Source organism: Halorubrum ejinorense, assembly GCF_039522565.1.
GTDB lineage: Archaea > Halobacteriota > Halobacteria > Halobacteriales > Haloferacaceae > Halorubrum > Halorubrum ejinorense.
Map to the genome: position 1 here is coordinate 23,366 of NZ_BAAADQ010000007.1, position 13,060 is coordinate 36,425.

At 70.1% G+C, this 13,060-nt stretch carries 16 protein-coding genes; 8 read left to right on the forward strand and 8 right to left on the reverse strand.

Features of this window, described 5'->3' with window-relative positions:
- The first annotated feature begins 52 nt into the window (after positions 1–52).
- Positions 53–649 (forward strand): DUF8215 family protein, encoded by a 597-nt coding sequence (locus ABDZ89_RS08135; protein WP_343778139.1) that lies wholly within the window; start codon positions 53–55, stop codon positions 647–649.
- Between the two features lie 19 nt (positions 650–668).
- On the opposite strand, the gene ABDZ89_RS08140 is transcribed toward ABDZ89_RS08135, so the two are convergent.
- Together ABDZ89_RS08140 and ABDZ89_RS08145 are read right to left on the reverse strand one after the other, a co-directional pair.
- A complete protein-coding gene (locus ABDZ89_RS08140; RefSeq protein ID WP_343778141.1) occupies positions 669–1,445 on the reverse strand; it encodes an enoyl-CoA hydratase/isomerase family protein in 777 nt (258 codons plus the stop codon).
- Positions 1,446–1,515: 70 nt separating this feature from the next.
- A complete protein-coding gene (locus ABDZ89_RS08145) occupies positions 1,516–1,737 on the reverse strand; it encodes a hypothetical protein (RefSeq protein WP_343778143.1) in 222 nt (73 codons plus the stop codon).
- A gap of 113 nt (positions 1,738–1,850) precedes the next feature.
- Between ABDZ89_RS08145 and aroC the strand changes: the two genes are divergently transcribed.
- Positions 1,851–3,038, forward strand: coding sequence for a chorismate synthase (aroC, locus tag ABDZ89_RS08150; protein WP_343778144.1), 1,188 nt, complete (start codon positions 1,851–1,853; stop codon positions 3,036–3,038).
- Positions 3,039–3,080: 42 nt separating this feature from the next.
- Here aroC and ABDZ89_RS08155 read toward each other — a convergent pair whose 3' ends face one another.
- Positions 3,081–4,082, reverse strand: a complete 1,002-nt coding sequence (locus ABDZ89_RS08155) for a DUF7544 domain-containing protein (protein ID WP_343778146.1) — start codon at positions 4,080–4,082, stop codon at positions 3,081–3,083.
- Between the two features lie 260 nt (positions 4,083–4,342).
- Positions 4,343–4,903 carry a TIGR04206 family protein gene (locus tag ABDZ89_RS08160; protein WP_343778147.1) on the reverse strand — a complete coding sequence of 187 codons (561 nt, stop codon included), beginning with the start codon at positions 4,901–4,903 and terminating at the stop codon, positions 4,343–4,345.
- Positions 4,904–5,013: 110 nt separating this feature from the next.
- Between ABDZ89_RS08160 and ABDZ89_RS08165 the strand changes: the two genes are divergently transcribed.
- On the forward strand, positions 5,014–5,781 hold the full coding sequence (locus tag ABDZ89_RS08165; protein WP_343778149.1) for a hypothetical protein: 768 nt from the start codon (positions 5,014–5,016) through the stop codon (positions 5,779–5,781).
- 45 nt (positions 5,782–5,826) lie between these two features.
- Positions 5,827–5,970 (forward strand): hypothetical protein, encoded by a 144-nt coding sequence (locus ABDZ89_RS08170; protein ID WP_343778151.1) that lies wholly within the window; start codon positions 5,827–5,829, stop codon positions 5,968–5,970.
- Between the two features lie 149 nt (positions 5,971–6,119).
- On the opposite strand, the gene ABDZ89_RS08175 is transcribed toward ABDZ89_RS08170, so the two are convergent.
- Both ABDZ89_RS08175 and ABDZ89_RS08180 read right to left on the reverse strand, forming a co-directional pair.
- Positions 6,120–7,028: a glycosyltransferase family 2 protein gene (locus tag ABDZ89_RS08175; protein ID WP_343778152.1), complete on the reverse strand. Its 909-nt coding sequence runs from the start codon at positions 7,026–7,028 to the stop codon at positions 6,120–6,122.
- Positions 7,029–7,226: 198 nt separating this feature from the next.
- On the reverse strand, positions 7,227–8,573 hold the full coding sequence (locus ABDZ89_RS08180) for an alkaline phosphatase family protein (protein ID WP_343778154.1): 1,347 nt from the start codon (positions 8,571–8,573) through the stop codon (positions 7,227–7,229).
- Positions 8,574–8,745: 172 nt separating this feature from the next.
- On the opposite strand from ABDZ89_RS08180, the gene ABDZ89_RS08185 reads away from it, so the two are divergent.
- A complete protein-coding gene (locus tag ABDZ89_RS08185) occupies positions 8,746–9,717 on the forward strand; it encodes a phosphoadenosine phosphosulfate reductase family protein (RefSeq protein ID WP_343778156.1) in 972 nt (323 codons plus the stop codon).
- 91 nt (positions 9,718–9,808) lie between these two features.
- Here the strand turns inward: ABDZ89_RS08185 and ABDZ89_RS08190 are convergent, their stop codons facing one another.
- Positions 9,809–11,077: a saccharopine dehydrogenase family protein gene (locus ABDZ89_RS08190; RefSeq protein ID WP_343778158.1), complete on the reverse strand. Its 1,269-nt coding sequence runs from the start codon at positions 11,075–11,077 to the stop codon at positions 9,809–9,811.
- An 87-nt stretch (positions 11,078–11,164) separates the two neighbouring features.
- Here ABDZ89_RS08190 and ABDZ89_RS08195 point away from each other — a divergent pair, with 87 nt between their 5' ends.
- Together ABDZ89_RS08195 and ABDZ89_RS08200 are read left to right on the forward strand one after the other, a co-directional pair.
- The gene (locus ABDZ89_RS08195) at positions 11,165–11,428 is read left to right on the forward strand and encodes a hypothetical protein (RefSeq protein WP_343778160.1); all 264 of its coding nucleotides are present in this window, start codon (positions 11,165–11,167) and stop codon (positions 11,426–11,428) included.
- Positions 11,421–11,630 (forward strand): hypothetical protein, encoded by a 210-nt coding sequence (locus tag ABDZ89_RS08200; protein WP_343778161.1) that lies wholly within the window; start codon positions 11,421–11,423, stop codon positions 11,628–11,630. Before ABDZ89_RS08195 ends, ABDZ89_RS08200 begins: the two co-directional genes overlap by 8 nt.
- Here the strand turns inward: ABDZ89_RS08200 and ABDZ89_RS08205 are convergent.
- On the reverse strand, positions 11,627–12,562 hold the full coding sequence (locus ABDZ89_RS08205) for an NAD-dependent epimerase/dehydratase family protein (RefSeq protein WP_343778162.1): 936 nt from the start codon (positions 12,560–12,562) through the stop codon (positions 11,627–11,629). The two genes, ABDZ89_RS08200 and ABDZ89_RS08205, sit on opposite strands and share 4 nt — an antisense overlap.
- Positions 12,563–12,676: 114 nt before the next feature.
- Between ABDZ89_RS08205 and ABDZ89_RS08210 the strand changes: the two genes are divergently transcribed.
- Positions 12,677–13,039: a hypothetical protein gene (locus tag ABDZ89_RS08210; RefSeq protein WP_343778164.1), complete on the forward strand. Its 363-nt coding sequence runs from the start codon at positions 12,677–12,679 to the stop codon at positions 13,037–13,039.
- The last annotated feature ends 21 nt before the right edge of the window (positions 13,040–13,060 follow it).

Sequence of the window (13,060 nt, forward strand, 5' to 3'; positions counted from 1 at the left end):
CCGTCGGAACCCACCCGAAAACGTATGTTCCTCGTGTCTCGTTGTTGAACGGATGAGCGACTCGACGCAGCCGGGCACGGGCGACGGGCTGCCGAACAGGACCCGGGCGCACCGGGGCCAGGCGCGCAGCCCGCGACACGGCCCGCCGGGCCGAGAGACGCGTGCGGCCACGTCGACGTACCGCAACGAGTTCCTGGCCATCGGGAACCGGAGCGGGACCGAGAAGGACCGGCTCGGGGCCCTCCTCACCGACTTCGGACGGATCGCCGGCGAAGTCGGGCTCCTTACCCTGCCGGTGATGCTGGTCCTGCCCTTCGTCGGGGCTCGGGCGTCGCCGGCGCTCTTCGAGACGTGGCTCGTGGGCCTGGCGACGATGGTCGCCGTCGGCACGCTGGTCAGGAACGGCCTGATCGCGTCGCCGCCGTTCACGGACGCGCCGGGGTGGGCGCGCCTGTTCCCGACGTTGGTCCTCCTCAGACTCGTCTACTTCAACGGGACGCTCCTCGCGGCGATCCTCGGCGGCGGTGCCGTGGTCGTCGCCGCGACGGGCTCGGTCGCCGCCGGCCTGCTGGGAGCGTCCGTCGTCAGCGCGGCAGCGACGGTGCTGTTCCCGGCGGCGGTCGACGCGTGGATGACCAGGCTGGCGTGACGCGAACGGACCGCCTCGCCTACTCGAACTCCGGCTCGCGCTTCTCTAAGAACGCCGCCATCCCCTCTCGCTGGTCGCGGGTGCCGAACAGGCCGGCCCACGCCCGTCGTTCGAGGGCGAGCCCGGTCGCCGCCGAGCCGTCGCCGGCCGCGTTCAACGCCTCCTTCGCGGCCCGGAGCGCGGTCGCCGGCTTCGCGGCCAGTTCGCCGGCCAGCTCGTCGATCCTGTCGTCGAACTCCTCGTCCGCGACGACCTCGCCGACGAATCCGACCTCGGCCGCCTCGGCCGCGTCGATCCGCTCGCCGAGGAAGATCAGCCGCCGCGCGACCTCGTCGCCGACGAGCGCCGGGAGCCGCTGCGTCCCGCCCCACCCGGGGATGATCCCCAGATCGATCTCCGTCTGGCCGAGCACCGCGCTCTCGGCGGCGACCCGCAGGTCACAGGCCAAAGCGAGCTCGCAGCCGCCGCCGAAGGCGTACCCGTCGACGGCGGCGACCGTCGGCGCGGGGAACGTCTCGATGGCCTCCGCGACGCGGTGGCCGAGCTCGGCGTACGCCTGCGCCTCGGGCGTCGACAGGTCGACCATGTGGCTGATGTCCGCCCCGGCGACGAACGCGTCGTCGCCCGCGCCGGCGATGACGAGAGCCCGCGCGTCGCGGTCGGCGGCCTCGTCGAGCGCGTCCTCGATCGCTTCGAGCGTCTCGGCGGTGAGCGCGTTGAGCTGTTCCGGTCGGTCGACGGTGATCGTCGCGACGCCGCGGTCGTCGACGTCGAAGGTGATCGTCTCTCTGCTCATGGTCCACCCTCACGGGGCACGCTGAAAACGATTCGGCAGGCGGAACCCCTCTCGTCGACCGTCTCGACCGTCAGACCTTCTCGCGGCTGTCGATCCCGGTGTAAATGAACCAGGCCGTCGTGTAGACGCCGACGAACAGCAGGTAGCCGACGACGAGCCCGCCCAGCTGTCGGCTCGCGAGCCCGCCGGGGACCGTCCGCGAGAGGAGCCAGAGGGCGAACACGAAGACGACGAGCGAGAACAGCCCGGAGAGAGCGTACACGCCGAGGTCCGAGGTAAGGCGTTCGCGCACGCCCCCACTAACTCGGTCCGGTTACATACCCCCATCGGTTGCTCACCGCCGATCGGGCGCGGAGCGGTTGCGCGGATTGCAACCCCTATATGCCCGCGGCCACACGTTCGGGTATGAACGGGAACCGGTTCGGCCGACTCTTCCAGCTGACGACCTACGGCGAGAGCCACGGCGACGCGATGGGCGTCACCGTCTCGGGCGTGCCCGCGGGCGTCGAGCTCGACGAGGAGGCCATCCAGGCGCAGCTCGACCGGCGCAAGCCGGGGCAGTCGATGATCACCACCTCCCGGGGCGAGCCCGACGAGGTCGTCCTCAACTCCGGCGTCCAGGACGGCTACACCACCGGCACCCCGATCGGCATGGTGATCCAGAACAAGGACGCCCGCTCGGGGAAGTACGAGCCGTACGTCACGGCGCCGCGCCCCTCGCACGGCGACTACACCTACTCGGCGAAGTTCGGCACGCGCAACTGGGGCGGCGGCGGGCGCTCCTCGGCGCGCGAGACGGTGAACTGGGTCGCGGCCGGCGCGGTCGCCGAGCAGGTCCTCGACGCCTCCGACCACGACGTCGAGATCAAAGCCCACGTCAACCGCATCGGCGACGTCGAGGCCGACCCGGTGAGCTTCGAACAGCTGCTCGACCACAGCGAGGAGAACGACGTGCGCTGTGCCGACCCCGAGGCGGCCGCCGAGATGCAGGAGCTGATCGAGGAGTACCAGGAGCGCGGCGACTCCATCGGCGGCTCCATCTACTTCGAGTGCCGCGGCGTCCCCCGCGGGCTCGGCGCCCCGCGCTTCGACAGCTTCCCCGCCCGGCTCGGGCAGGCGATGTTCGCCATCCCGGCGACGACCGGCGTCGAGTACGGGCTCGGAAAGGACGCCACCGACGTCGCCGGCAGCGACCGCAACGAGGACTGGACGTTCGACGACGGCGAGTCGTTCGACCACGTCGAAAGCGACGAGGGCGACCCCGTCCCCGTCGGCAACGACCACGGCGGGCTCCAGGGCGGGATCACCACCGGCGAGCCCATCTACGGCGAGGCGACGTGGCACGCGCCGACTTCGATCCCCAAGAAGCAGCGCTCGGCCGACTGGGAGACGAGCGAGGAGAAGGACGTTCAGGTCGTCGGCCGCCACGACCCCGTCCTCCCGCCGCGGGCCGTGCCCGTCGTCGAGGCGATGCTGTACTGTACCGTCCTCGACTTCATGCTGCTCGGCGGCCGGATCAATCCCGACCGCGTGGACGGTCAGCCGGGCGAGTACGACACCGAGTACCACCCGAGCAGCCCGGACAACGAGTAGCCTGAGCGGCCGCCCGACTCGTCCGCCGGGCAGCTCGCGGAATCACTCCCTGACCGCGCGTCGCCGCTCGGCGATGAGGTCGAGCCCGGCGTCGGTGTCGCCCAACACGAACAGCGCGTAGTACCGGAGGTAGGTCCGGATCGGCACCGAGACGAGCAGGGCGACCGCCGCGACCGCGAGCACGAACAGCAGGACCGAGACGGCGATCAGGGCCGCGCCGACGGGGGTGGCGACCGAGAGGAGCGCGACGCCGACGATCCCGGTGATCCCGAACGGGACCGCGGCCACGATCACGCCGAAGACGACCGCGACGCCCGAGACGACCCCGGTCGCGATCCGGATCACGAACGCGAGGGCGACGTACGCGGCGTACTGCTTCCACTGCCCCGTCAGCACGGGCCAGAACCGTCGCCACGCGGAGAGCAGCGACCCCCCCTCGACCAGCATCACGGGCACGACGAAGTTCGTGGTGAGGCCTCCGACGAGGCCGCTGACGGCGGCGAGGCCGACCAACACGGGAACCGCGAGAAGCAACACCCCGACGGCGACGGACGCGTCGCCGGAGAGCGCCGGCAACAGGGCTGGCGCGAGGGCCGCGGCGACGAGCGTCAGCGTGACGACGCCGAGGACGAGTCGGAAGCCGAAGAGGCGGACGCCGGCCCGCCAGCGGTCGCGCCAGTACCGCCGGATCGAGACCGCCTCGCGGCGAAGCGACTCGACGAAGACGAACTCCATGACAGACCCGACGAACAGGAGCCCGATCACGACCGCGGCGACGGCCCCGAGGACGACACCGATCACGAGCAGCTCGCCGCCGCTCGGGAGGACCGTTTCCGGGGCGGGCAGCTGCGGGAACGACCCCGGCTGAGAGCCGGTTCCGGTGGAGGCGCTCCCCCCGAGCTGCGACGGCGCGGAGCCCCCGGCGCCGCCGACGAAGAAGACGACGACCATCAGCCGGAGCCACCGCCCCGCGTCGAACGGCCAGAGCAGCGATCGCGTCGCCTCGACCGCGTCGTCGATCGCGTCGACGGCGTACAGCGTCATCGTCCAGCCTCGCGCGCGGCGGTGGTCACGCCGGTGTGCTCCCTCGGACCGGACCGGCGCGTCGCGTCGGTGCCTCGTGTCGGCGGTCGCGAGCCGCTCGGCCCGCGGGCACGTCCGCGTCGGTTCGACCGGGAGCGGCCGCCGTCGGAGGGTGAGCGCGGGGACCGGATTCGTGTCATCGCGCCCCTCAACGCCGCCGGGCCAATTAATCCTTGGTGGAAACCGGCGTCGACGCGCGCTCGTGAACCCCGTCCCGCCGGTCACCGGACGACGACTCGCCGGAGGTCGCCTCCGTACGCGAGGACGGCGACGCCGGCCGTCGCGACCGCGCCAATCGGGAGGACCGCCAGCCAGCCCGCGGTCGCGCCGACGCCGAAGCGCACGCCCAGCCCCGCGGCGACCCACAGCGTCGCGGCCGACGCGAGCAGGAGCAGTCCGCCCGTGACCCGACGGTCCTCGCGGCCGACTGCGATCCCGCACGTGGCGCTGCCGGCCGCGAGCAGGTGGAACCCGACCGCGAGCGGCCACGCTCGGATCGACGGTGGCAGGCTCGCGAACGGGCGGGGCTGGTCGAGGAAGTACGCCCACACCGGGTACCCCCCGAGGGCGCCGCCGTCGCCGCCGAGCGTCACGAACCCCCAGAGACTCACCAGCGTCGGGTCGCCCCCGCCGGGGACGACCGCCATCGGTACCGCGAGCAGCGTGACGACGAGGAGCCACTCGACGCGGCCGCTGGTCCGCGGCGACCGTGACTCCGCCGCCGAGCGCGATTCGGTTCCGGGCGGCGACGCCGGTCCCGAAGCGCCCTCCGGTTTCTCCATGCCCTCGGTTCGATCCCCGAAAGTAAGTATCGTCGGGGGACGCGGTCGAACGAGTGCCCGACCCCCCTCCCCCGTCAGGCGTAAGCGGTCGCCGCCCGTACCGTTCACGCGTGAACACGAACGACGGCGGCCATCACGACGCGGCGGTCGACGCGCTGGCGGCTCGCGAGTACGAGCGGGCGGGGAACCGGTACACGCGGGGCGGGCGGCGCGTGCTCGCCGACCCGCGCGACGGACTCGACCCCTTCGATCCGGACGAGAAGGGGTGGATCGGCCAGGGGCTCCAGCAGCTGCTCGCGGCGACCGTCGCGTACCGCGTCGCGGGCACGGACCGCCGAGCCACGCAGCGCGCGGTCGAGGGGATCGCCGCGGCGCGCGACTTCGAGACGGTGTTGGAGACGCCGGGACAGGCGGCCTGTCTCGCGGAGTTCGTCGCCGACTTCCGGGTGGCGGGCGACCTCGGCGACGCCGGAGCGGCCTACGACGTGGCGGCGGACCGATACGAGGCCGCGAGCGACGCGGTCGATTCCCCGCAGGCGCTGGCGACGACCCCGCTCTTCGAGGCCGCGGCCGCGACGGTCAAACAGGTCGCCCGCGGGCAGGCGGACGGCGAGATCGCGATCAAGTGGGAGGACCTCCACGGATCCGACCCGAGCCGCGCCGGCGACTTCCTCGCGCACCGGGCCCGGTTCAAGAAGCAGCGGTTCCCGAGCCTGCTCGAGCGTGCGGTCGCGGACGGCCACCTCGCGGCGCCGCGGGGGACCACTGAGTACAACAACGAGACCCACGAGTGTCCGAGCTGCGGGTCGAGCCACGTCAACTGGGCCGGCACCGGGATCCTCTGTCTGCGGTGTTCGACGCCGACCGAACAGGGTTGATCCGACGCCGACCGGAGGCGTCCGGCGAAAGCGACGTCGCCCCCGGTGACCGTCGTCGTCCGCTCGATCCGCGCGCCCCGTCGAACCGACTCGACGACGACCGGCGGCCTCGCCCCGGACGGCGATGACAACGGGCAGTACACGCCGGCGGCGAGCCGACTCGTCAGCGCGGGCGTGCGACCGCACTGACCCGGCTCCGATCGCCGGACGCGGAACCGGCCCCGACGGAAGACGAGCGTCCCCCGGCCGCCGCCTTCCGAACGGCGGGAGAGCCGTTGAGAACGGGCGCGTACCGGTCGGGGTTCCGTCGGTCTTCGAGGCGACGTCGACGGACGCGTTCAGTCGATCGGCAGCTTTTCGAGGGCTCTAAACGCGAAGCCGTACGCTCTCGGACCGAGTATACTGACGCCGAATCCGAGGAGGTAGAGCAACCGCGGATTGCGCTTACACGCCGCCAGCAGCTCCGCCCGGCCTCTCCGCGGCTGACCGTTGAGCAGGCACGTCTGTCCCAGTTGCCACTGGTGTCTGGACAGCAGTTCGGACCGGCTCCGGAACTTCTCCGCGTGCTTCTCTAACACGTGTTCGATGGCGTCGATCTGAGCCTCCTCGTCGGAGCTGATGCTGACTTCGTCGTGGTCCATCGATTTGACGACCAGCGGCTCCGGATCGTGTCCGAACTCGAACTGCTGGGAGATACGTAGCCACATCTCCCAGTCCTGTTGGCGCGGGAGCCCCTCGTCGAACAGACCGACCTCCTCGAAACACGCTCGTCTGACGAGCGCGGTCGACGTCGGGATGAAGCGGCCGTTCCCCTTCAGCAACTCCTCATGGATACTCCCCTCGTGCGCGTCCCGGTCAGGGTCGGGGCCGTACTGGCGACCGGAAGGGTACTCGAGCCAGTAGCCCGTGTAAACCACGCCGGTGCGGTCGGACGCGTTCCGCATAGCGCGCACCTGTCGTTCGAGCTTCTCCGGGTGCCACCTGTCGTCGCTGTCGACGAAGGCGAGGAAATCACCGTCCGCGTGCCGGATACCCGCGTTCCGCGCGACGTTGGCTCCCCTGTTTCGCCGGAACCGAACGTACCGTATCCGGCGGTCGTCGAAGTCCTCGACGACGGCGGGGGTGTCGTCCGTCGACCCGTCGTCGACGACGAGCAGTTCGAACCGGTCGTACGTCTGTCGGAGGACGCTTTCGACGACCGCGTCGATGGTGTGTGCCCTGTTATACGTGGGGAGGACCACGCTCACGACTGAACCACTCGTGTCCCGTTCGGCCATTTGTCATCAGAGGCGACAGTGAACGTTGTTCGCTGACTCGGTTAAATGTCGTATATGGTAAACGATGAGGTTCGATAAAATTGTTTCGGGAAAGGCGGCCTCGAGGGACCGTTACGTCCGCGTTCGATCGGCACGCCGCCGCCTCGGTCGGCGCTCAGGCGACGACGCTCACTCCGCGAGGAGGCTCTCGCCGTCGAAGTCGACGTCGACGTCGACGTCCAGCAGGTCGAGGACCGTCGGCGTCACGTCGAAGAGGTTCGCGTCGGACAGGTCGAGGTCCGCCTCGGTCGAGTACAGAAGCGAGTTCTCGAACTTGTGCATCCCGTTGCGGGGGCCCTGCGTGAACACCGCGTCCTTGCCGCCGAAGCCGGACTTGAGGTCGAACCCGTCCGCGGGGATGACGACCAAGTCGGGGGCTATCTCGTCGTGGGCGCCGTCGAAGACGGTCTCGCCTTTCACGATCCGCCGGCACACCTGCCGGCCGTCGGGGCCGGTGAGCGACTCGAGGTCCGAGATGAGCTCCTCGCGGACCGCCTCGTACTCGGACTCGGAGACGACGCCGTTCGGCTCGCGGCCCTCCACGTTGAGGTAGAATCGGCCCGGAATGAGCGAGTACGCGCGGGCGTCGTCGTCGATGTCGGAAAGCGAGTCGTGGTCGTCGTCCTCGTAGGAGAGCCACCCCTCCTCGGCGAGGAACTCGTTACAGTTCACCTCGTGGGTCAGCTCCGTGAACCCGTGGTCGGAGGCGACGATCAGCGTCGTGTCCTCGTCGAGTGAGTCGCGAATCTCGCCGACGTACTCGTCGAGCGTGCGGTAGAACTCCAGGAACTCCTCGGCGTACTCGCCGTCGTTCGCGTAGTCGCCGAACAGGAAGTGGTTCACCCGGTCGGTGCTCATGAAGACGCCGAAAAAGAGGTCCCAGTCGTCCTGTGCGAGGTAGTGCGAGAACGCGTCGTACCGCGCGTCGAGCGTCGCGTGGGCGTTCTCGATGAAGTCGGTCTTGTCGTCGTCGTGGCCGAGTTTGGCGTTGACGTCGATCCGGTAGTCGAAGTCGTCGAGCGTCGCGCGCAGCGACTCGTCGCTCGCGGCCGACTCCAGATCGGGCGAGAGGAATCCGGAGACCATCCGCTGGACGCGCGTCGACGGCGGGAACGTGACCGGGACGTTGAGGACGGTCGCGTCGCGGCCGGCGTCGGTGACGCGGTCCCACAGCCGGGTCGCCTTCACGTGGCGCCCGAGCGGGACGTACGTCTCGTAGGAGTCGACCTCGCGGTCCTGGAAGCCGTACACGCCGGTCTCGCCGGGGTTCACGCCGGTCGTGAGACTCGGCCAGCAGGCGCTCGACTCCGGCGGGACGATGCTCTCCAAGCGCCCGCCGGAGCCCGTCTCCGCGATGTCGGTCAGGTTCTCGAAGACGTCGGGGTGGTCCTCGACGAGGTCGAGCGGTACGCCGTCGATTCCGAGGAAGACGACGCGCCCGGCGTCGTCGCCGCGGAGCCGGTCGAACAGACCCATGTCGTGTGGTTCCGAGGCGGCCGGCATATCCCTTGTGTTCCGCGAGACGCGACTGCGCGATCGGTCAGTGCGAGACGCCGTGTCACAGTCGTCTGAGCGGCCGGAGCGCGCGGCCCGGCCGTCGGACGCGAGTCAGAAAGCCTATTTTCTTTCGCGCGGACGTATCTGGCGTATGAGCGACGACTTCCCGGCGAGCGTCGACGTCGACTACACCGACGGCGAGGGTGAGGACCCGGCGGACTACCCGTCGATCCAGCACAAAGTCGAGAAAGCGGTGGAGGTCACCCGCCGCGGACTCGAACAGTACGACAACCCCGCGGTGATGTGGACCGGAGGCAAAGACTCCACGCTGACGCTGTACTTCATCAACCAGGTGGCCGAGGAGTTCGGCTACGAGAAGCCGACCGCCGTCTTCATCGACCACTTCCAGCACTTCGATTCGATCACCGACTTCGTCGAGCACTGGGCCGACGAGTGGGACATCGAGCTGGTGTACGCCCGCAACGACGACGTCGGCGCGTACGTCGACGAACACGGGCTGGAGCCGGGCGACGACATCCCGGTCGACGCGCTCTCGGAGCACAATCAGCACCACATCCGGGAGATCTTAGAGTACGAGGAGGAGACGTTCCCGTTCCTCCTCGACACCTACGTCGGGAACCACCTGCTGAAGACGGTCGCGCTCAACGACGCCCTCGAAGAGTACGACATCGACGGCGTCATCTCCGGCGTCCGGTGGGACGAACAGGAGGCGCGCGCCGACGAGACGTTCTTCTCGCCGCGTCACGATCCGGACCTCTTCCCGCCGCACGACCGCATCCAGCCCATCCTCCAGTTCGCCGAGGCCGACGTGTGGGAGACGTTCTGGAACTACGTCGTGCCCGACTCCGTCGAGGCGTTCCCCGACGAGGGGTACGTCCCGCAGGCCGACGACGACCTGCCGGAGGGTGTCACGCAGGAGGACATCCCCATCTCGCCGAAGTACTTCGCCGGGTTCCGCTCGCTCGGCAGCGAGGTCTCGACGGACAAGACGACCGAGGAGCCCGCGTGGCTTCAGGACCTCGAGGGAACGACCGAGCGCGCCGGCCGCGCCCAGGACAAGGAGGACCTGATGGAGCGCCTGCGCGACCTCGGCTATATGTGATAGCCGCCGGGAACTGACTTTTCACCGCCGCGTTCTTTTCGCGATCCGCTCCCGAACGGCGCCCGCCCTCGGCCGCCTCGCCGACCGACGCTCAGCGCCCGCCCTCGGCCGCCTCGCCGACCGACGCGGTGAACCCCACCTCGCGGAGCCGCTCCGCGAGCGGGAGCCCGATGCCCGACGCGGGCGTCAACACGCCGCCGTCGAGCGGGGAGTCGACGTCGTCGCGCGCCAGACACACCGCCGACTCGCCGAGCATCCGCGCGGTCGCGCCGTAGCCGGGGTCGCGGTCGGCGCCGAACTCGGCCTCGACGGTGAACGAGCCGTCCGGCGCCGTGCCCCGCCCGATGACCCGTATCTCGAAGCTGCCGGCCTCGGCCTCGGCTCTGGTGGGCCCCTCGCCGGGCTCGGGGAAGACGTAGCGGCTGAGCGCCGACCGCACCGGCCCGACGGACATGGCCGTCTTGAACAGTCCGAGCCCGCCGGCGACGAGGCCGGCGGCGGCCGCACCTCTGGGGCCCGTCCCCGTCGTGACGACCTCGCTACACCGGAACTCGCGGCTCCACGGGTAGCCGAGCAGCGCGTTGCTCCGCCGGATGACCCGTTCGTTCACCGACGCCATCGGCGACGGGGCGGTCCACGCCGAGCGGAGCGCGTCCCTGCGGGGGAACCGCTGTTCGCCCGGGTCGACGCCGCTCCGCTCGCCGGCGGGAGCGAGCGAGTAGGGGTTCCGGATCGCCTCGCGGGCGAGCGGGTCGTCCGCGGCCGCGTCGAACAGCGCGACGAAGCTCGCCAGCGTGCCGCCGCTGACGCTCCCGCTCCCGCCTTCGAGGTAGATCCGGACCGTTTCGCAGTGCGCGTCGAACGTCTCCGCCGCGAACGACTGGACGAGAAGGGTGCCGATATCCGCCGGCACCGAGTCGAACCCGCAGCTGTGGACGATCCGGGCCTCGGCGTCGACCGCGGCCTCGTGGAACCGGTCGACCGTCTCCCGCACCCAGTTCACCTCGCCGGTGAGGTCGCAGTAGTCCGTGCCGGCCTCGACGCAGGCCTCGACGAGGGGCGAGCCGTACGTCGTGTACGGGCCGACCGTCGTACAGACGACCCGCGCGTCGCGAGCGATCGCGCGGAGGCTCTCGGGGTCCGTCGCGTCGCCGACCACGACGGGGACGTCGTCCCACGCGTCGCTGCGGCGGGTGAGTTCGTCGACGAGCGAGTCGAGTCGGTCGGGGCTCCGGCCGCCGACGGCCAGCGAGAGGTCCTCGGGCGCGTACCGCTCGGTGAGGTACTCCGCGACGAACCGGCCGGCGACCCCCGTGGCTCCCCAGAGGACGACGTCGTGTGTTCGATCGGTGTCCGTCATCTGCGCGGACGTACGGGCCGACGGCGGTAAACTGACGGGGGTCTCGGCACGCGCTAACTCTTTACCTCGCCAGCCGTTACTCGCACCATGGCCGTTGGCACCCGGTTGTCATTACAGCTCGCCGACTTCGGCACCCGCTCGCTCGTCACGCACAGCCTCATGGCGCTGGGGTTCGTCGGGGCCGTCGTCTCGGGACTGTTCGTCGAAGGACAGATAGGCACCATTTCGATGGCGGCGTTCATCAACTTCACCGCCGGGCTGTGGATCTCGCAGTCGATCCACTCGCTCGGCAACGCCGCCACCGAAGACGACTACCAGGGCGTTCTCAAAGAGCTGTTAGATCGTGTCTAGCGAGCCGGGGATCGACGGCGGCCGACTCGGGCGAACGCTCGTCCTGATCGGGTTCGTGACGACGGTGTTCCTGTTCCTCATCGCGAACCGGCTGTCCGGCGACACGTTCCGAATCGGCGCCGTGGCGATCGGGACCGTCGCGCTGATCACCGCGATCATCGGCTTCATCATCGCGGCCGGCAGCGCGGTCGAAGGGCACTAACGCGCCGTCTCGGCGCCGTCGGCGACGTACGGCGCACAGACCAGTTCGACCCCCTCCTCGAAGCTGACTTCCGGCTCCCAGCCGGTGGCCTCGTGGAATTTCGAGTAGTCCGCCATCGTGTCGTGGACGTAGCCGTCGAAGGGGCACTCGATGTACTCGGGGTCGACGTCCGTGCCGAGCGCGTCGTTGATCAGCCCGACCATCTCGTTGAACGTGTACGCCTCCTGGGTGCCGACGTTGTACACGCCCGTCAGCTCGTGGTCGGCGGCGAGCTCGCAGGCGCGGGCCACGTCGGAGACGTGCGTGAAGTCGCGCGTCTGCGACCCGTCGCCGAAGAGTTCGGGCGCCTCGCCCGACGCGATGGCGTCGGCGAACTGCGCGACCGTGTTCGCGTACTCGCCTTTGTGTTCCTCGTTGCCGCCGAAGCCCTGGTACACGGAGAAGAAGCGGAGTCCGGCCACGTTCATCTCGTGGTGGTTCGCGTAGTACTCGGCGTAGCGCTCGCGCGCGAGCTTCGACGCCTCGTAGGCGGTGCGGGCCTCGACGTCCATGTCGACCGGCGAGGGCTCGGTTCGGCTCCCGTAAATCGATGAGGTCGAGGCGTAGACGACGGTGTCACAGCCGTGCTGCCGGGCGCGCTCGACGGTGTTGACGAACCCCTCGACGTTGACGCGGCAGCCGCGCTGGGGGTCTGACTCGTGCATGTTCCGCGAGGAGAGCGCGGCGAGGTGGAAGACGACGTCGACGTCGGCGGGGAAGTCGCCGTCGACGACCGAGGCCTCGACGAACTCGACCGAGTCGTCGAGGTTCTCCGGGGTGCCGAGGTAGGTGTCGTCGACCGCGATCACGTCGTTGTCGGCCGCGAGGCGGTTCGCGAGGTTCGAGCCGATGAAGCCCGCGCCGCCCGTGACGAGGACGCGTTTGTCCTGCATGGATACGCCTTCTCCGAGGCGGGTGTTTAGCGCTTCGGTCGCGTCGGCTCGGCGGGGACAGCGGACGGCCCGACGAAAGCCATTTGCTCGCGGTCCCGCTACGAAGCGTACGAAATGTCGCCCCGTGACGCGGAACTGGTGATCGAGACGTGGCGCGTCCGCGAGCGGGACCTCCCGCGCGTCCCGCCGTCGGGATGGGGGAGCGTCGACCGGCTCCGTGAGGCCGTCTGTCTCGCGGTGGCGTGCGGCGTCGACGGGGTCGAGCGCGTCGAGCCGTTCGAGGGGCCGGCCTCCGAGCGCGAACGCTTCGCGGCGACGGTAACGAAGGAGTCGGTCGACGACGAGCTCGTTCGGGTGCGGCCGTCGTCGGACTCGTCGGACGGGGACGCCACGCCCGACGCGACGAGCGGACGGGACGAGGCGTTCGAGGACACGACGGAGCAGTTCGACCTCGACGAGGCGCTCGACCGGCTCTGACGCGGCCGCTCCGGAGGCGTG

Coding starts and splice junctions, on each gene's coding strand:
- ABDZ89_RS08160 (WP_343778147.1), bottom strand. CDS start 4,903: ATGGAGAAACCGGAGGGCGCTTCGGGACCGGCGTCGCCGCCCGGAACC.
- ABDZ89_RS08135 (WP_343778139.1), top strand. CDS start 53: ATGAGCGACTCGACGCAGCCGGGCACGGGCGACGGGCTGCCGAACAGG.
- aroC (WP_343778144.1), top strand. CDS start 1,851: ATGAACGGGAACCGGTTCGGCCGACTCTTCCAGCTGACGACCTACGGC.
- ABDZ89_RS08190 (WP_343778158.1), bottom strand. CDS start 11,077: ATGACGGACACCGATCGAACACACGACGTCGTCCTCTGGGGAGCCACG.
- ABDZ89_RS08140 (WP_343778141.1), bottom strand. CDS start 1,445: ATGAGCAGAGAGACGATCACCTTCGACGTCGACGACCGCGGCGTCGCG.
- ABDZ89_RS08195 (WP_343778160.1), top strand. CDS start 11,165: ATGGCCGTTGGCACCCGGTTGTCATTACAGCTCGCCGACTTCGGCACC.
- ABDZ89_RS08185 (WP_343778156.1), top strand. CDS start 8,746: ATGAGCGACGACTTCCCGGCGAGCGTCGACGTCGACTACACCGACGGC.
- ABDZ89_RS08155 (WP_343778146.1), bottom strand. CDS start 4,082: ATGACGCTGTACGCCGTCGACGCGATCGACGACGCGGTCGAGGCGACG.
- ABDZ89_RS08180 (WP_343778154.1), bottom strand. CDS start 8,573: ATGGGTCTGTTCGACCGGCTCCGCGGCGACGACGCCGGGCGCGTCGTC.
- ABDZ89_RS08210 (WP_343778164.1), top strand. CDS start 12,677: ATGTCGCCCCGTGACGCGGAACTGGTGATCGAGACGTGGCGCGTCCGC.
- ABDZ89_RS08205 (WP_343778162.1), bottom strand. CDS start 12,562: ATGCAGGACAAACGCGTCCTCGTCACGGGCGGCGCGGGCTTCATCGGC.